This window comes from Methyloceanibacter sp. (assembly GCF_035650995.1).
Classification (GTDB): Bacteria; Pseudomonadota; Alphaproteobacteria; order Rhizobiales; family Methyloligellaceae; genus Methyloceanibacter.
The window spans coordinates 1-17,865 of the sequence record NZ_DASRGO010000024.1 but is presented as its reverse complement, the minus strand read 5'-3'; the positions used below and the strand labels follow the sequence as shown (position 1 = coordinate 17,865).

Here is a 17,865-nt window from a genome sequence, read left to right as displayed (position 1 = left end):
GCGTGCATGAACCCGCGGGGCGCCGCACCCCGTCCCGCTGGTCATGACGCCTCATGAGCGCGCCCCTCAACGGACGAGGTGATGTCAGTCTAACCGAGGTTTCGGGGCCGGGGATAAGCGCGAGGGCAAGGCACTTCGAGGAGTGAACCGCGCCTCAGAAGGGAGCGCGGGCGATGCGCTTGGCGAAATAGCCGTCAATGGCCTCGGCCAGAGAGTTGCTCATGCGATCGCGCCAGTCGTCTGACACGAGGTGCTTCTCGTCGTCGGGATTGGAGAGGAAGCCGAGCTCGAGCAGGACCGACGGCACGTCGGGCGCCTTAAGCACCCGAAAGCCGGCAGACCGCATTTTTTTCGTGTGCAGGTTTCCGGCGAGCTCGCCAACGATGGAGCGGGCGAAGACGGTCGACCGGTTCTGCGTCTCGCGCTGGGCAAGATCGATCAGGATATTGGCCACCACCTCGTCGGAGTCGCTCGGCAGAGCGACGCCGGCGAGCGCATCGGAGAAGTTTTCCTTGGTGGCAAGCTCCTTCGCCTCGTTGTCCGAAGCCTCCTCGGACAAGGTATAAACGGTCGCGCCGGTGGCTTTCTCGGGCGCTTGCGGAAAATAGTCGGCGTGGATCGAGAGGAAGAGGTTCGCGCCCCTCTTCTGCGCGAACTCGACGCGCTCCCGCAGCGGCAGGAAGGTGTCGTCCTCGCGGGTGAGATAAACGTCGTAGCGGCCGGTCGCTTCGAGCTTCGCCTTCAGCGTTTTGGCGAAGGCGAGCACGACGGTTTTTTCCGTCACGCCGTCGGCGCTGCTCGTGCCGGGATCGATGCCGCCGTGCCCGGGATCGAGTACGATGACCGGCTTCGCATTGGGCGCCCGGACCGGCGCTGGCGGCATCGGCAGCGCAGCGGGGGTCGCTTCTTCGGGAGGCTTGGTTTCTTTCAGCTTCGCCTGGAACGTCTTCTCGTCGGTCGGGACGAGGTCTACGACGAGCCGCGCCGGCTGGTCGTCGCGCGGCTCGAGCACGAAGGCCTTATCGATGAGGAAGGGGCCGGCAACATCGATGACGATGCGCGACTTGCCGGGGGCGAACAGACCGTAGCGATAGGCGGTGATCAGCCCCCTCTTCTCCTTACCGATGCCGTCCGGCATCTGGAAGCTGACGTCGGGCGCATCGACGATCACGCGATAGGGGCTTGCCAGCGCAAAGACGTGGACGTCGACCTTCCGCGACAGGTCGGCAATGAAGCGCGTGCGCTCATGGTCTCCGGCGAGGCGGGCGTCCTTCGCGATGGTAGGCTTCGTCTCGGCATGCGCCGAGCCGATGACCATGAGAATGGCGAGGACGACGCAGGCGGCCGTGCGCGGGAGCGCAGCCCGGATACGCAGACTAGACATCCCTCCCCTCTACCCGACCCTCGAATCTTGCTCGCGGCGGCCAATGCCCCGTCCGTCCGGCGATCTTGCGCCAAAATAGGTCCGAACCGATGCAAATCTTAACCACGCGAGGTTAAGCGACGGTTTTGACGCCACTGAGGGCAAGCGACATCCGAGGCTTGCCAAATCTCCCGCCATACCCGTAATAAGAGGCAGGCTCACGTGAGCCAGAGCCCTGGACGCCAAAACGGCGAGACGGGCGGATTTGTTTCCCCGCGACCTTGCTCTCTTTAAGAATCGGCGAGGACGCAGAACGAAGTGGCGGCCTGGTGACAGCGGCCGCCAGATGGAACTCTCGAAGCCGCGGCACGAGCGCGGTGGTGAGGATTGCGATGCAGGGTCAGCAGTATCGACTAAGTCTCGGAATTTCCGAGACTTCTTATCGAGTGCTGACCCCTTGGCGGCCGTCGTCGGCCGTACCCTTCGGGCCCGGGACCGGGCTTGTCGTGGGTCGTTGCAGAGAATCATGGTCTATTGGTCATTGGCGCGCGCGGGCCTTGGGCGCGAACCCGGAACGGCGGGTCACCCCGCTTTCCTCGGCCCCAGCGCCGGAGAACGCACAAAATGGCAAGCAAAATGCTGATCGATGCGGCGCATCCGGAGGAGACCCGGGTGGTTGCAGTAAAGGGCAATCGCGTCGAGGAATTTGACTACGAATCAGCGAGTAAGAAGCAGCTCCGCGGCAATATCTATCTCGCCAAAGTTACGCGCGTAGAGCCGTCGTTACAGGCGGCGTTCGTCGATTACGGCGGAAACCGCCACGGTTTCCTGGCCTTTTCGGAAATTCACCCCGACTATTACCAGATCCCTGTCGCGGACCGTCAGGCGCTGCTCGAGGCCGAGGCCGAGGAAGAAAGCCGCGCCTCGGCCGCCGAGGCCGCCGAGGACGAGGCCGCCGCAGGGCGGCGCCGGCGCAGGGGGCGCAGAGGAAGAGGCCGTCACGGCGGCGAGGCTCGCCGAGACGCCGAACGGCCTTTAGCGCAGGAGGCCGAGCCGGTCGTCGGACTCGCCAAGTTCGAGGTCGAGGACGAGATCGACACGACGCCGCGCGAGGACGATCCAGCGCCCTCCGTCGCGATGGAAGCGAGCGAACTCGTGCACGAAGTGTCCGAGCCGGCAGAGCCGGCCGACGAACTCGATGCCGAGAGCACGCCCCCAATGGACGAGAAGGCCGAGGGCGAGGACGCGGAATTGCGTACCCCTCACGGGTTGGTCGAGGAGGTCGAGGAGGACGACGATGAGGTGGAGGCCGCCGAGATCGTCGGGCAGCCCGTCGCCCTCAAAGAAGGAAACGGCGAGGCGGCCGTCGAGGAGACCGTCGAATCGGTCGGCTCGGAGGACGCGCTCGAAGAATTGCCCGAGCGGCCGCGACGGCGCCGGGGCCGTCCCTACAAGATCCAGGAGGTGATCAGGCGCCGCCAGATCATCCTCGTACAGGTGGTGAAGGAAGAGCGCGGCAATAAAGGCGCCGCGCTTACCACCTATCTGTCGCTCGCCGGCCGCTACACCGTGCTCATGCCCAACACCGCCCGCGGCGGCGGCATCTCGCGCAAGATCACGAACCCGACCGACCGCAAACGCCTGCGCGAGATCGCGGGCGAACTCGAAGTGCCGGAAGGCATGGGGCTCATCATCCGCACGGCGGGCGCCCAGCGCACCAAGACCGAGATCAAGCGCGACTACGACTATCTGCTCAGGCTGTGGGAGAACGTGCGCGATCTCACCCTGAAATCGACGGCGCCAGCCCTCGTCTACGAGGAAGGCAGCCTGATCAAGCGCTCGATCCGCGACCTCTACAACAAGGACATCGACGAGGTGCTGGTCGCGGGCGACGAGGCCTATCGCGAGGCCAAGGACTTCATGCGCATGCTCATGCCGAGCCATGCCAAGAACGTGAAGCCGTACAAGGAGCCCGAGCCGATCTTCATCCGCTACCAGGTGGAGCGTCAGCTTGCGGCGATGTTCTCGCCGCAAGTGGTGCTGAAGTCGGGCGGCTATATCGTCATCAACCAGACCGAGGCCCTCGTCTCGATCGACGTGAACTCCGGCAAGGCGACGCGCGAGCACAATATCGAAGACACCGCGCTCAAGACCAACCTCGAGGCGGCGGAGGAGATCGCGCGTCAGCTCCGCCTGCGCGACCTTGCCGGACTCATCGTCATCGATTTCATCGACATGGACGAGCGGCGCAATAACCGGCTGGTCGAGCGGCGGCTCAAGGAGGCGCTCCGCCACGACCGCGCGCGCATCCAGGTCGGGCGCATCAGCCATTTCGGCCTGCTGGAAATGTCGCGCCAGCGTTTGCGCCCCGGGATGCTCGAAGGCTCGACCAAGCCGTGCCCGATGTGCACCGGCACGGGCATCGTGCGAAGCGTTGAATCGGTCGCGCTCGACATCCTGCGCTCGATCGAGGACCGGCTGATCACCGACGGCGTGGTGCCGCTCGTCGCCACCACGGCAGTCGAGGTCGCGCTCTATATCCTCAACCAGAAGCGCGCGCATCTGAAGGACATCGAGGCGCGCTACCGCATCCCCATCACCGTCACCGCCGATGAGGACATGCATGTCTCGCAATTCGTGATCGAGCGGGGATCCGAGGGCGCCATGCTCGAGGGCGAGAACCCGGTCGTGCATATGGACTGGGCGCACCATCGCGAGCTCCCGGCGGAGGGGGCGCAAGCCTCCGCGCCGCACGCTCATCAACCGGCAAGCACAGGCGAAAACGAAGGCGAGCAGCGCGGCCGCCGCGGGCGGCGCAGGCGCCGCAAGCGTCATGGCGAGGTCGGCGCCGAGGGCCATCGCTTGCCGCAAGCGGAAAGAGAGCCGCATGAGAGGCTCGAGGCCGAGGAGGACGAGGCTGACCTCGCCGCCGAGGAGGCCAAGGTCTCCGAGGCGCGGACCTCCGAGCCTGGCGAGGGAGGCGGACAACAGCGCAAGGGGCGCCGCAGAGGCCGTCGCGGGGGGCGACGTGGCAGAGGCCGTCAGGAACGCGTCGGCACCGAGGCCCAAGGCCAAGGCGATTGGCACAGTGCATCATCGCCGGCCGAGGCGCCGAGCAGGCCCACGTCAAGAGAGGCGCGTGAGGAGCGTTCCGAGGCGGAGGCGCCACAGTTCAAGCCTCAGATCGAAGACCATATTCCGCGCGAGGAAGAGGCGCCGGGCCGGCGCGAGCCCAAGCCTCTGTTCGGCCGAGCCACGGCAGATGAAGAGGCTGCGCGCGAGTCCATGGCGACCCCGACGCCGGAAGCCGAGCCCGAGCAGGCCGCCGGACCACCGCGCCGCGGCTGGTGGCGGCGATAAGCCCTCAAGGAAAGCGCCGCTCGCCGGCGCTTTTCTATTTCCCCTTGAGCCAGGATGCGATCCGCCGCGCGGCCTCGCGCATGTCGGCCTCCGGCCCGGCGTAGGAGAAGCGCACGTAGCTCCGGCCATGCTCGGGATCGAAGTCGATGCCGGGCGTAATCGCGACCCCGATCTCCCTCAGCATCGCCTTGGCGAAGGCTTCGCTGTCGGCGCCGAAGCGCGTTACCTCGGCATAGAGATAGAACGCGCCGTCGGCGGGAAGGATCGAGGTGAGCCCCGCGCGCGGCAGCTCCTCGAGCAGCATGGCGCGGTTGCGCGCATAGCCCCGCTTGATCGCTTCGAGCTCCTCGATGCCGTCGAAGGCGCCGATCGCCGCTTCCTGGGCGATCGCCGAGGGCGAGATGTAGAGATTCTGCGCAAGCCGTTCGATCGGACGAATGAGCGCTTCGGGCACGACGAGCCAACCGATCCGCCAGCCGGTCATGCTGAAATATTTGGAGAAGCTGTTGACTACGATCGCCTCGTCGGAGTGAGCGAGCGCGGTGTCGGCCGGAGCGTCATATTCGAGCCCGTGATAAATTTCATCGGCGATCAGCCAGAGACGCTCGCGCTTCAAGGCGCGGGCAAGCTCCGCGAGCCGGCCGGGCAGCGCCATCGTGCCGGTCGGATTGTTGGGGCTCGCAAGGAGGAGTCCTGCGGCGCCCTCGGCCTTGAGCGCCTCGACATCGGATATCGTCGGGATCCAGCGCCCCTGCCCGTTGGTCTCGATCAGGCGCGGCCTCGCCCCCACGGCTTTGAGGATCTGGCGGTAGCAGGGATAACCGGGCGACGGCAGGCCGAGCGATTCGCCCGTGTCGAGCAAGGCAAGAAAGGCGAGCACGAAGCCGGCCGATGAGCCCGACGTGACCACGACGCGTTCCGCGCTCACGGCGATCCGGTAGCGTTCGCTCATATAGCGGGCGATCGCCTCCCTGAGGCGGGGAAGACCGAGCGCCTCCGTGTAGCCGAGCCGGTCGTTGGCGAGGGCTTTCGCCGCCCGCTCGCGCGCGGCGCGCGGCGCCGGCGTCCCCGGCTGGCCGACTTCCATATGGATGATGTCGGCCCCCGCCTGTTCGCGCGCGTTCGCTTCGCCCATCACGTCCATAACGATGAAGGGATCAATGGCGCTGCGCCGGGCAAGCGCGCGGGGGAGCCCTTTCAGACTTGGCAGCGGCTCGTTCATCGCCGACTCATGACCGATCGTTAAAGTCCAGCCAAGCGCACTCGTCACGTTGTCGCCGCATTCAAACGCCAATCAATCGTTGTTTGGCAAGGACATGGCTGGAGGGGCTTGCCAGCCTGGCCAGGGCGCCAAGATGGCGCGGTTATCGGCATCTGTAACCGATCCTAGCAAGCCTATACGATCAAGCGGCCATGCCTCTCCTGGCTCCATCTCCCCTCAAGCGAGCGCACAAGCATGTTCGCGCGAGCCTCCTCGGCGGACTTGCCGCGGTTCTCCTCAGCTCGACGACGGCCGACGCCGCCGGGATGATCCGCGATGCCGAGACCGAGGCTTTGATCCGCACCTATGCCAAGCCGATCTTCGAGGCGGCGGGCTTGGGATCGCAGGCCATACAGATCCACATCGTCAACGACCGCAGCTTCAACGCCTTCGTCGTCGACGGGCACAATATGTTCATTCACGCCGGCACGCTGATGGAGGCCAAGACACCGAACCAGGTGATCGGCGTTATCGCGCACGAAAGCGGCCATATTGTCGGCGGCCATCTGGCGCGGCTGCGCGCCCAATTGGCGCGTGCGAAATCCGCGGCGCTGATGCTGCAACTGCTCGGGCTGGCGGCCATGGCGGCAGGCGCTTTCGGCGGCGCGCCCGGTCTTGGGCAGGCGGGGATGGGCGTTGCCTACGGCGGTCAGGACGCGGCCATGCGGAGCCTCCTTGCCTACCAGCAGGACGAAGAGTCTTCGGCCGACCAAGCCGGCGTGAAATTCCTCAATGCCACCCACCAATCCGGGCGCGGCATGCTCGAGAGCTTCGAGAACATGGCGACCAAGCTCATCGGGGTGCAGGGCATCAACCCCTATCTCCAGAGCCACCCGCTGCCGCAGCAGCGCCTCATCCAGTTGCGCGAGCTTGTGACGTCGAGCCCCTACTACAATGCCGTCGATCCGCCGGAGCTTCAGTTCCGCCACGACTTGGTCAAGGCCAAGCTCTACGGCTTCCTCGATCCGCCCGACGTCCTGTTCAACCGTTACCCGCAGACCGATCAGTCGCTTCCCGCGCAATATGCCCGCGCCATCGCGACCTATCGCAAGTCCGGGGTGAAGGCGGCCATTCCGCTGATCGATGCACTGATCGCGGCGCAGCCGAACTGGCCTTACTTCTACGAGATCAAGGGTCAGTTCCTGTTCGAGAGCGGCAATGCGGCGGCCGCGGTCGCACCGCTGCGTCAGGCGGTGAGCCTCGCGCCCAATGAGCCGCTCATCCGCGTGATGCTCGGCCAGGCGTTGCTCGGCACCAACGATGCGAAGCTGGTCGATGAGGCAATCACCAACTTGCGCACGGCGCTTGCGCGCGAGGATTCCTCGGCCATGGGCTATCGGCAAATCGCCGCGGCCTATGCACGCAAGGCTGACATGGCCCAGGCGGCCGGCGCCAAGAAGGAGTTTCTGGCGCAGGCCGAGCTTGCATCGGCCGAGGCCTATTTCTATGAAGGTCAGCTTAAGCTTGCCAAACAGCAGGCCAAACGCGCCAAGGCCGGGTTCGTGGACGGCACGCCGAACTGGATCAAGGCCGACGATATTCTTGCTTTCGAAGTGCCGCGCACCGACTGATTTTCATCCCGGAGATGGTAAGTATGACCCCCAAATCAGGCCTCCTGACCGCGCTTGTGGCTGCCGCCGTGGCGGCGGTCGTGACCGTTGCCACCCTCTTCATCATACTCCGCGCGGCGCCCGGCATGCTGGCCGCCACCGGCAATGCGATCGAGGAGAAGCAGATCGTCGACGTCGTCCACGACTATCTCACCAAAAACCCCGAGGTCCTGGTCGAGATGACGACCGAGCTCGATAAGCGCCAGGCCGCCGAGCAAGCCGCTAAGCAACAGAAAGTCATCAGCGAGAATGCCGACGCCATCTTCCGTTCGCCGCTCGCCTTCGTCGCCGGCAACCCCGACGGCGATGTGAGCGTGGTCGAGTTCTTCGACTACAATTGCGGCTATTGCCGCCGGGCGATGCCCGACGTGGTCAAGCTCGTGGACAGCGACAAGAAGGTCAGGGTCGTGCTGAAGGAGCTGCCGATCTTCGGCGAGGATTCAGAGGCCGCGGCCAAGGCCGCGCTCGCCGCCCACAAGCAGGGCAAATATTTCGAAATGCACCAGAAGTTGTTCAGCGAACCCGGCAAAGCCGACAAGGAAAAGGCGCTGCGCGTCGCTAACGAGCTTGGTCTCGACGTGGCTCAGCTCGAAAAGGACATGACCGATCCAGACATCCAAAAGTCGCTCGATCAGGCCAAGGACCTTGCCCAGAAGCTCGGGCTCCAGGGCACGCCGCTCTTTCTTATCGGGGACCACACGATCCCCGGCGCTCCGGACGACCTTTACGATCAGCTCACCAAGAACGTCGGCGAAATCCGCGAGAAGGGCTGCACGGCAACCTGCTGACGGGCCGGGATGGTAAGAGGACGAGCCCCTTTAGCTTGGCCGAAAGGTGGAAAAGCTGATAAAGGGGCCCGTCTCGTCCGCCGCGGCGCGTTGGCCCAGCTCGCGCGCCCCGGCCCATCAGGCGCCGCGCACTTGTCATGGCCAAACCGATCTTTGTCTTGAACGGTCCCAATCTCAACCTGCTTGGGACCCGTGAGCCCGAGATTTACGGGAAGGATACGCTCGACGACATCAAGGCGAAATGCGAGGCGAAGGCCAAGGCGCTCGGACTTGCGATAGACTTTCGCCAGAGTAACCATGAGGGGGAGTTAGTGGCTTGGATCCAGGAGGCAAGAACCGGTGCGTCGGGGCTGATCGTCAACGCCGGCGCCTTTACCCACACGTCGATCGCCATGCTCGATGCCTTGCTGGCCTGCCAGGTCCCGTCCGTCGAGGTGCATTTGTCCAATATTTTCACGCGCGAGCCGTTCCGCCATCATTCGTACATTTCCAAGGCCGTTAAGGGCGTGATCTGCGGGTTCGGCGCGGCAGGCTACGAACTCGCCATCGAAGCGCTCGCGGGGCTGATCAAGAACAAGAGGCCGAGCTGATGGCTGATGACAAGACACCAGCGCCCGGTGGCAATCCGGTCTCCTTCGACAAACAGTTGATCCGCGAGCTTGCCGACCTGCTCGAGGAGACAGGCCTCACCGAAATCGAGCTCGAGCAGGAGGGAAAGCGGATCAGGGTGGCGCGCGGGGTCAATCTCACCACCACGCTCACCACCACCGACAGCGGCTCACGCGAAACGCGCGAACAGCAGCCCGCTCGGGCGGCGACGACCACCAGCCGCCAGACCTCGCGCCAGGAGGAAACGGTCGTCCATCCCGGGACCGTCACCTCGCCGATGGTCGGCACCGCCTATCGTTCGCCCGAACCGGGCGCCCCTCCCTTCGTCGAGGTCGGCGCGCGGGTGGCGGCCGGCCAGACCATCCTCATCATCGAAGCGATGAAGACCATGAACCAGATACCCGCCCCACGCGCCGGCACGGTGATCGCCATTCTGGTCGAGGACGGCCAGCCGGTCGAATATGGCGAGCCGCTGGCGGTGATCGAGCCGCGCTAGCACTCGGATGTTCGACAAGATCCTCATCGCCAACCGGGGAGAGATCGCGCTTCGCGTCGAACGGGCCTGCAAGGAGCTTGGGGTCGCGACCGTGGCGGTCCATTCGACCGCCGACGCCGACGCCATGCATGTGCGGCTCGCCGACGAGAGCGTGTGCATCGGGGGGCCACCCTCGAAGGAAAGCTACCTGAACATCCCTTCGATCGTGGCGGCCTGCGAGATTACCGGCGCCGACGCCGTGCATCCGGGATACGGCTTCCTCGCCGAGAATGCCCGCTTCGCCGAAATCCTCGAAGAGCACGACATCACCTTCATCGGCCCGACCGCCGAACATGTCAGGCTGATGGGCGACAAGATCGTGGCCAAGGACACGGCGCGCAGTCTAGGCATTCCCGTGGTGCCGGGCTCCGGTCCGGTCGCCAGCATCGAGGACGCCAGGGGGTTCGCCCGCGATATCGGCTATCCCGTCATCGTCAAGGCCTCGGCCGGCGGCGGCGGCCGAGGGATGAAGCTCGCGCTCGACGAGAGCCAGCTCGAGCCGGCGCTGCAGACCGCCCGCAACGAGGCCCGCGCCGCCTTCGGCGACGACACGGTCTATCTCGAAAAATATCTTACCCGCCCGCGCCACATCGAGGTGCAGGTACTCGCCGACGGACAAGGCAACGCCATCCATCTTGGCGAGCGCGACTGCTCGCTCCAGCGGCGCCACCAAAAACTCTGGGAGGAGGCCCCCTCGCCCGCGCTCAACGCGAGCGAGCGCGCCAGGATCGGCGAGACGGTGGCCACGGCGATGCGCGAACTCCGCTATCGCGGGGTCGGCACCGTCGAGTTTCTCTACGAGGACGGCCAGTTCTATTTCATCGAGATGAACACGCGCCTCCAGGTCGAGCACACCATTACCGAGATGATCACCGGACTCGACCTCGTGATCGAGCAGATCAGAATCGCGGCCGGCGCCCCGCTCTCGCTCCGGCAGGAGGACGTGCGCTTCAACGGGCACGCGATCGAGTGCCGCATCAACGCCGAGAACCCGGTCACGTTCAGGCCATCGCCCGGCACCATCACCCATTTCCACCCGCCCGGGGGCCTGGGCGTGAGGGTCGATTCGGGCGCCTATGCCGGCTACACCATCCCGCCTTATTATGACAGTCTGATCGGCAAGCTCATCGTGCATGCCCGCACCCGCAACGAATGTCTGATGCGGCTCAAGCGGGCGCTCGGAGAGTTCGTCGTCGACGGCATCGAGACCACGATCCCGCTGTTCAACGCGCTGATCGGCGAGGCCGACATCGTCGACGGCAATTACGACATCCATTGGCTCGAGAAGCATCTCGCCAAGCAAGGGAAGCGCGGCCCGTAACGGATGACCTCAATCGACGACGTCATGATCGAGATCACGCCGCAGGTCCTGCTCAAGGCCTATGCGTGCGGGATCTTCCCCATGGCGGAGAGCGCCGACGACAACGCGCTCTACTGGATCGAGCCGGAGCGGCGCGGCATCCTCCCCCTCGACCGCATGCATGTGCCGCGGCGGCTCGCCCGCACCATCAGGCAGGGCGGGTTCGAGGTTAAGGTCGACAACGATTTTGAGGGCGTGATCGAGGGCTGCGCCGCGCCGCGCTCAGGGCGCCGCTCGACCTGGATCAACGGGCGGATCAGGTGCCTCTATCGCGAACTGTTCGCGCTCGGCCATTGCCATACGATCGAGGTGTGGAAGAACGGCGAGCTTGCCGGAGGGCTTTACGGCGTACATTTGGGCCGCGCCTTCTTCGGCGAGAGCATGTTCTCGCGCATGCGGGATGCGAGCAAGATTGCCCTTGTCTATCTCGTGGCGCGGCTGAAATATGGCGGCTTCACCCTGCTCGACACGCAGTTCGTGACCGGTCACCTCGCGAAGTTCGGCGCGATCGAGGTGAGCCGTCAGGAATTTCAACGTTGCTTGGAGGCGGCGTTGGCGGGCGGCTTGGTGGCCCAAGGCAGCACTTCCTCCTCTTCGGCGGGCGCTGCATCGGCGGGCGGCGCTTCGGCTGGAGGGGGCGCGGCGGCAGCGCCGGTCGCCGGAGGCGCTGCCTCAGGCGGAGGCGCCGGCGTTCCGCCGGCGGCAGGCGCGGGCGAAGGTGCGTTCTGGTTGCTCGCCGAGGACGTGGACCCCGAAGGCGTCTTGCAGCTCGTGAGCCAAACGTCGAAGACGGGATGCTCGACGGCGTGAAGGCCCGGGCTCTCGGCGAACATCCAGCCGGTAAAGATGCGTTCGACCTCGCCCGACAGCTTGGTCTCGTCGACCTCGACGAAGGCGGTCGTATGCGGCGTCTCGGTCGGCGGCGAGGTATCGCAGACCCGTGGCGTCACCTTCAGGGCGCCGAACTCGACGGTCTGGTTGATGGGAATTTCAAGATGCGAGATGCGCCCGGTCACCTTGTCGAGGGCGGCGAACACGGCGATCGGGTTCTTGATGGCGTCGGCGCGGGCCGGCGCCGAAGCGAGCGCGCAGAGAGCCGCGACGGAAAAAACAAAGACGCCGGCGGCGGCTCTCCGCCGGGAAACTGTCTCACCTCGTTGCATCATCGGCACACCTTGTAACGGCCACGATTTCGCCTCGCCCGGTGCGCTCCTGCCTTCAGGCCTCACGCGGATCGCGAAATTCCCCTTCGCGCCCGATCATGCCCAGCTGGACAGCCGTCGTCCATCATTAGGGCATGGGTGTGGCGGCAGCCGTTCTCAATCCGCCCGCTCGGCGCGGAAGCGCAACCTGACGTGGTCGGCCGTCCATACCCCCTTCTCATCGCAGAGCGAGGGCCTGAGCAGCTCGATGACCTCGCCCAAGACATCGCTCCGCTCAGGCTCCGCAAACTGATCGAAGAAGGACCGGCCGAAGGTCCTGAGCCAGCCTTCCATCCCGGTCTTGAGCGGGGTCGGGCGCGGCACGAGCGCGATCTCGCGCACGATGAAGCCGCCTTCGGTGAGCAGTTCGCGATATTCCTCGACGGTCGGAAAGAACCAGGGCGCGACCAGCGCGGCATCTCCGTTCCGCTCCTTGCCGATGGCGCGCATGGCGGTCGCGATCGCCGCGACATTGCCGTGGCCGCCGAGTTCGCCGACGAAGCGGCCATGCGGCTTGAGCGCGCGGGCCACGCCGGCGATGACGAGCGCGGGCTTGCGCATCCAGTGCAGTGCCGCGTTGGAGAACACGGCATCGAACTCAGAGGAAAAGTCGAGCGCATGGCCGTCCACTTTGCGGACCCGCAGGCCTTTCATGCGGGCGACAGCGAGCAGCTCGTCGCTCAGGTCCACGCCGAGCACATCGGCACCGGAGGCCTTGATCTCCGCCGTCAGCGTGCCGTCGCCGCAGCCGAGGTCGAGGATGCGCTCGCCGGGCCGCGGCTCGAGCATGGCGAACACGGCGCCGGCGAGCTCCTGCACGAAGCGGCCGTTGCGCGCATAGTCGGATGCCGACCAGCGCTGCACAGATTTGGGCGGGGTGGCATCGGGCACGGGCCCGCGTTTCATCGCGGCTGCCACGGCTCGTAATCCAGCGGCGGTTTCCGCACGTCGGGCCTCAGCGTCGAGCCCGGAGGCCGGTAGGCCTCGTAGGTGCCGGTCATGTTCGGGCGATGGGCCTTCTCCCACGGCCTCGGGCGGTACTCCTCCTCGGTCGGCGGCACATCGACGGTGTGATGCAGCCAGGCGTGCCAAGCGGGCGGAATCTGCGACGGTTCGGCGAGCGTACGGTAGATCACCCAGCGGCGCGGGCCGTTGCGTTCCTTGTAATAGCTGTTGCCGAGGTCGTCCTCGCCGACGCGCACGCCCTTACGCCACGTAAAGACGCGCGTGCCGATGGTGTTGCCGGTCCACCAGGCAAAGATCTCGGTGAAAATTCCCATGAACGATCGAGGCGCGTGTTCTTCGAAGCCGCTATTCGCGCCGGGACTATGGGCCTTGAGCCCGCCCCTGTAAAGCCAAGGGCCTCAAGCCCTGCCAACGCGCACCTTTTGCACGAGCGGCGTGGTTTCACGCGGCTCATCAGGGGAAGGTGACGCAGCGAGCGAAGAAAACGAGGCTGGCCTGTAGATCGGCCGCTGCATGCTGAGCGCCAGCCGTTCCTCGATGCCCGAAACGAGATAATGCTCGCCGACGAGCTCGAACGGCCTGTCGTCGTTGAGCAGCCAATCGAGACGGCGGTAGAGCGTGCTTGCCGAGGTCGGCAGCACGAGCACCTGATGGGCCCCTGCCCGAAGCGCGCTCTCGACCACTGCCGGCTTGGCGTTCGCGCTCGTCACCATGGCAGGGACGAAGCAGAGGGGTCCCGATTCGACGTGGCGCATGGCCCTGAGCAGGGCCGGACCGGTAAGCGGCTGCATGGCGGCCGCGGCGAGGACGAGGTCGGGAGGCGTCTCCCGCATCGCGGCCAGCGCCTCAACGGGATTATCGTACGTATCGATCCGGCCGGCGCCGATCGCGGCGAGCATGGCCCGCATCGCTTGGAGCATCGGCGCCCGATTGTCGACGACCGCGACGTGGAGCATGTCGAGATCTTTGCCGAACGCGCGATGCTGACCCATGGAACGCGACCCTACGCTGAGGAGGAGGCTTTTTGCCCGCATCAACAGGTTACTGAGAGGGTCGTTAATAGCGGGTGAATCAAGGGGTCGAAATCGGTCACCGAGCCGGGAGGCGAAGCGCCAAAGGCCTGTTCCATCCAGCCTCGGTCCACAGGCTTTCCACACCACATGCCCCCTCCTCCTCACAGCCTTTAGTGGTAAAGTAAGGGGTCGGTGCATATATGTTGATGACGCCGGCGAATCGGGTCAGCTTCGTCGGTTGCGCGCCCAGATCGCGGCGCTCGCCAACTTCAGACCGAATTTGCGGGGGTGGGAGCAACAATGCGAATCGAAAGAAAATTCACCGAGGCTGGAAAATCGCCCTACGAGACCATCCCCTTCAGGGAGAGCGGCAGCGAGATCCGCAACCCCGACGGCTCGGTGGTGTTCTCGCTCGAGCGCTTTACGGTTCCCGAGCATTGGAGCCAGGTCGCGGCCGATATCCTCGCCCAGAAATATTTCAGGAAGGCCGGAGTGCCGGCGAAGGCCAAGAAGGTCGAGGAAAACTCGGTGCCGTCATGGCTTTGGCGCTCGGTTCCCGACGAGGCGGCCCTTGCCGCCCTGCCGGAGAAGGAGCGCTACGGCAGCGAGACCGACGCGCGCCAAGTGTTCGACCGGCTGGCGGGGACCTGGACCTATTGGGGCTGGAAGGGCGGCTACTTCTCGAGCGAGGAGGACGCCCGGGCCTTCTTCGACGAGCTCCGCTACATGCTCGCCATGCAGATGGGGGCGCCCAACAGCCCGCAGTGGTTCAATACCGGGCTCCATTGGGCCTACGGCATCGATGGCCCGAGCCAGGGACATTATTATGTGGACTTCGAGACCGGTAAGCTCATGGCCTCGACCTCGGCCTACGAGCATCCGCAGCCGCATGCCTGCTTCATCCAGGGCATCGAGGACGACCTCGTCAACGAGGGCGGAATCATGGACCTTTGGGTGCGGGAGGCGCGCCTCTTCAAGTATGGCTCGGGGACCGGCACCAATTTCTCGCGGCTTCGAGGCGAGAACGAGCCTCTATCAGGCGGGGGCAAGTCCTCGGGCCTCATGAGCTTCCTCAAGATCGGCGACCGGGCGGCCGGGGCGATCAAATCGGGCGGCACCACGCGGCGCGCCGCCAAAATGGTGGTGGTCGACATCGATCACCCCGACATCGAGGACTACATCAACTGGAAGGTGACCGAGGAGCAGAAGGTGGCGGCGCTCGTCACCGGCTCGAAGATCCTGTCAGAGCGGCTGAACGCCATCCTCAAGGCTTGCGTCAATTGCGAGGCCGACGACGACGGCTGCTTCGATCCCAAGCGCAACCCGGCGCTCAAGCGCGAGGTAAAGGCGGCGCGCAAGGCGCGCGTGCCGGATAACGCCATCCGCCGCGTGATCCAGTTCGCCCGCCAGGGCTATACCTCGATGCACTTCCCGATCTTCGACACCGATTGGGATTCGGAAGCCTATCGCACTGTCTCCGGCCAGAATTCGAACAACTCGGTGCGGGTCACCGACGAGTTCCTGCGCGCCGTCGAGGCAGACGGCGACTGGAACCTCATCTTCCGCAAGAACGGCGCCGTCGCCAAGACAATCAAGGCTCGCACGCTGTGGGACGAGATCGCCTACGCCGCCTGGGCCTGCGCCGATCCCGGGATCCAGTTCCACACCACGATCAACGACTGGCACACGTGCCCGGCGGCCGGCGAGATCAGGGCGTCGAACCCCTGCTCGGAGTACATGTTCCTGGACGACACCGCCTGCAATCTCGCCTCGCTCAACCTGATGGCCTTCCGCAACGAGGACGGCGGCTTCGACATCGAGGCCTATGAGCACGCGATCAGACTGTGGACCATCGTGCTCGAGATCGCCGTGACCATGGCCCAGTTCCCCTCGCGCCGCATCGCCCAGCTCTCCTATGAGTACCGCACGCTGGGCTTGGGCTACGCCAATATCGGCGGCCTGCTCATGGCTTCGGGCATTCCCTACGACTCACCCGAGGGGCGCTCCCTGTGCGGCGCACTCTCCGCCATCATGACCGGCGTGGCGTACGCCGCGAGCGCGGAAATGGCGCGCGAGCTCGGCGCCTTCCCCGGTTACGCGGCGAACCGCGAAGCGATGCTGCGCGTGATGCGCAACCACGCGCGCGCCGCCGCCGGCGAGAAGACGGGCTATGAAGGTCTTGCCACGCCGCCGGTGCCTCTCGATCACGCTTCCTGCCCCGATCCGCGGCTGCTTGCGCATGCCGTGCATGCCTGGGAGAAGGCGATCGAGCTTGGCCGCAAGCATGGCTTCCGCAACGCGCAGGCCACGGTGATTGCTCCGACCGGCACGATCGGCCTCGTTATGGACTGCGACACGACCGGCATCGAGCCCGACTTCGCGCTGGTGAAGTTCAAGAAGCTCGCTGGCGGCGGCTATTTCAAGATCATCAACCGCATGGTGCCCGAGGGCTTGCGCGTTCTCGGCTACCCGGAGGAGGCGATCAAGCGCATCGTCGAGTACGCGGTCGGGCGCGGGACGCTTCAGGGCGCCCCCGGGGTCAACCATGAGAGCCTTGCCGCGCGCGGCTTCACGCCGGAGAAGCTCGCCGCGGTCGAGAAGGCGGTCGCGTCGGCCTTCGACATCAAGTTCGTGTTCAACAAGTGGTCGCTCGGCGAGGACTTCCTCACCGGGACGCTCGGCTTGAAGCCCGAGCGCATCGACCAGCCGGACTTCGACCTCCTGGCCGAGATCGGCTTCGGCAAGCGCGAGATCGAGGCGGCCAACGAATATGCCTGCGGGGCGATGACGCTCGAAGGCGCGCCGGGGCTCGATCCCAAGCACCTGCCGGTGTTCGACTGCGCCTCCCCGTGCGGGCGCAAGGGCAAGCGCTTTCTGTCGGTCGAGAGCCACATCCGCATGATGGCGGCGGCGCAGCCGTTCATTTCGGGCGCCATCTCCAAGACCATCAACATGCCGACCGAGGCCACGGTTCAGGACTGCAAGGAGGCTTATCTCCTGTCGTGGCGGCTCGGACTCAAGGCGAATGCGCTCTATCGCGACGGCTCGAAGCTCTCGCAGCCGCTCAACGCGCAGCTCCTCGCCGACGAGGAGGACGAGCAGGAAGACGTGCTCGCGGCCGTCGCCTCGGATCAGCCGCAAGTGCAGCGCGCGACGGTCTTGGCGGAGAGAGTGGTCGAGCGGATCGTCGAGCGGGAGGTGCAGCGCAAGCGCGCCGAACGCGAACGCTTGCCTGATCGGCGGAAGGGATATACCCAGAAAGCCGTGGTCGGCGGACATAAGGTCTATTTAAGGACTGGAGAGTATGCAGACGGTCGCTTGGGCGAGATCTTTATCGACATGCACAAGGAGGGCGCAGCCTTCCGCTCGCTCATGAATAACTTTGCGATCGCGGTGTCCGTCGGTTTGCAGTATGGCGTTCCGTTGGAAGAGTTCGTCGATGCTTTCACCTTCACGCGCTTCGAACCTGCGGGTCCGGTGCGCGGCAACGAAGCGATCAAGAACGCGACCTCGATCCTTGACTACTTGTTCAGAGAGCTTGCAGTTTCTTATCTTGGGCGCTACGAGCTTGCTCATGTCGACCCAAGTGAGATCGGCAGCACTACTCTCGGCTCAGGTGACGCTGGCGAAGGCAAGCGTTCCACCGAAGCTCTCGTTTCGCCAGGCTTCACCCGTGGTCGCCTCGGCGAGCGAAAGCTTCTCGTGCCGAGCAAAGCGCAGGGCACTGGCGCTCAGGCGCGCGCGTTGCAGGCGAGAGCCGACGACGACGCGCTTCCTCGCACCACAAGCCTTGCCACC

Annotated in this window: 13 protein-coding genes and 1 pseudogene; 8 read left to right on the top strand and 6 right to left on the bottom strand. The window is 65.3% G+C overall.

Translation table 11 applies throughout. From position 1 onward, the window contains the following. Nucleotides 1–154 precede the first annotated feature (154 nt). Nucleotides 155–1,384: an N-acetylmuramoyl-L-alanine amidase gene (locus VFB18_RS01610; protein ID WP_324970526.1), complete on the bottom strand. Its 1,230-nt coding sequence runs from the start codon at nucleotides 1,382–1,384 to the stop codon at nucleotides 155–157. A gap of 603 nt (nucleotides 1,385–1,987) precedes the next feature. Here VFB18_RS01610 and VFB18_RS01605 point away from each other — a divergent pair. Then, nucleotides 1,988–4,723 (top strand): ribonuclease E/G, encoded by a 2,736-nt coding sequence (locus tag VFB18_RS01605; protein ID WP_324970525.1) that lies wholly within the window; start codon nucleotides 1,988–1,990, stop codon nucleotides 4,721–4,723. A 34-nt stretch (nucleotides 4,724–4,757) separates the two neighbouring features. On the opposite strand, the gene VFB18_RS01600 is transcribed toward VFB18_RS01605, so the two are convergent. Then, nucleotides 4,758–5,945 (bottom strand): pyridoxal phosphate-dependent aminotransferase, encoded by a 1,188-nt coding sequence (locus tag VFB18_RS01600; protein ID WP_324970524.1) that lies wholly within the window; start codon nucleotides 5,943–5,945, stop codon nucleotides 4,758–4,760. Between the two features lie 191 nt (nucleotides 5,946–6,136). Here VFB18_RS01600 and VFB18_RS01595 point away from each other — a divergent pair, with 191 nt between their 5' ends. From VFB18_RS01595 to aat, 6 genes and pseudogenes are all read left to right on the top strand, one after another. Further along, nucleotides 6,137–7,555 (top strand): M48 family metalloprotease, encoded by a 1,419-nt coding sequence (locus VFB18_RS01595; RefSeq protein WP_324970523.1) that lies wholly within the window; start codon nucleotides 6,137–6,139, stop codon nucleotides 7,553–7,555. A 23-nt stretch (nucleotides 7,556–7,578) separates the two neighbouring features. Further along, the gene (locus VFB18_RS01590) at nucleotides 7,579–8,382 is read left to right on the top strand and encodes a DsbA family protein (RefSeq protein WP_324970522.1); all 804 of its coding nucleotides are present in this window, start codon (nucleotides 7,579–7,581) and stop codon (nucleotides 8,380–8,382) included. A gap of 137 nt (nucleotides 8,383–8,519) precedes the next feature. Next, nucleotides 8,520–8,972, top strand: coding sequence for a type II 3-dehydroquinate dehydratase (gene aroQ / locus VFB18_RS01585; protein WP_324970521.1), 453 nt, complete (start codon nucleotides 8,520–8,522; stop codon nucleotides 8,970–8,972). Beyond that, nucleotides 8,972–9,487: an acetyl-CoA carboxylase biotin carboxyl carrier protein gene (gene accB / locus VFB18_RS01580; protein WP_324970520.1), complete on the top strand. Its 516-nt coding sequence runs from the start codon at nucleotides 8,972–8,974 to the stop codon at nucleotides 9,485–9,487. The genes aroQ and accB overlap by 1 nt, the downstream gene beginning before the upstream one ends. A 7-nt stretch (nucleotides 9,488–9,494) precedes the next feature. Next, a complete protein-coding gene (gene accC, locus VFB18_RS01575) occupies nucleotides 9,495–10,847 on the top strand; it encodes an acetyl-CoA carboxylase biotin carboxylase subunit (protein ID WP_324970519.1) in 1,353 nt (450 codons plus the stop codon). A 3-nt stretch (nucleotides 10,848–10,850) separates the two neighbouring features. Then, nucleotides 10,851–11,441: pseudogene (aat, locus tag VFB18_RS01570) on the top strand (leucyl/phenylalanyl-tRNA--protein transferase); the annotation flags it as partial. Here the strand turns inward: aat and VFB18_RS15755 are convergent. From VFB18_RS15755 to VFB18_RS01550, 4 genes are all read right to left on the bottom strand, one after another. Then, nucleotides 11,417–12,049: a DUF2155 domain-containing protein gene (locus tag VFB18_RS15755; RefSeq protein ID WP_414675625.1), complete on the bottom strand. Its 633-nt coding sequence runs from the start codon at nucleotides 12,047–12,049 to the stop codon at nucleotides 11,417–11,419. The pseudogene aat and the gene VFB18_RS15755 sit on opposite strands and share 25 nt — an antisense overlap. Before the next feature lie 156 nt (nucleotides 12,050–12,205). After that, the gene (locus tag VFB18_RS01560; protein ID WP_324970518.1) at nucleotides 12,206–12,994 is read right to left on the bottom strand and encodes a class I SAM-dependent methyltransferase; all 789 of its coding nucleotides are present in this window, start codon (nucleotides 12,992–12,994) and stop codon (nucleotides 12,206–12,208) included. Further along, complete coding sequence (locus VFB18_RS01555; protein WP_324970517.1) at nucleotides 12,991–13,368, bottom strand: NADH:ubiquinone oxidoreductase subunit NDUFA12; 378 nt, start codon at nucleotides 13,366–13,368, stop codon at nucleotides 12,991–12,993. The genes VFB18_RS01560 and VFB18_RS01555 overlap by 4 nt, the downstream gene beginning before the upstream one ends. Nucleotides 13,369–13,452: 84 nt before the next feature. Beyond that, nucleotides 13,453–14,046 carry a response regulator gene (locus VFB18_RS01550; RefSeq protein ID WP_324970516.1) on the bottom strand — a complete coding sequence of 198 codons (594 nt, stop codon included), beginning with the start codon at nucleotides 14,044–14,046 and terminating at the stop codon, nucleotides 13,453–13,455. A gap of 321 nt (nucleotides 14,047–14,367) precedes the next feature. Here VFB18_RS01550 and VFB18_RS01545 point away from each other — a divergent pair. Continuing rightward, the coding region (locus VFB18_RS01545; RefSeq protein WP_324970515.1) for a vitamin B12-dependent ribonucleotide reductase at nucleotides 14,368–17,865 on the top strand (3,498 nt) is incomplete at its 3' end.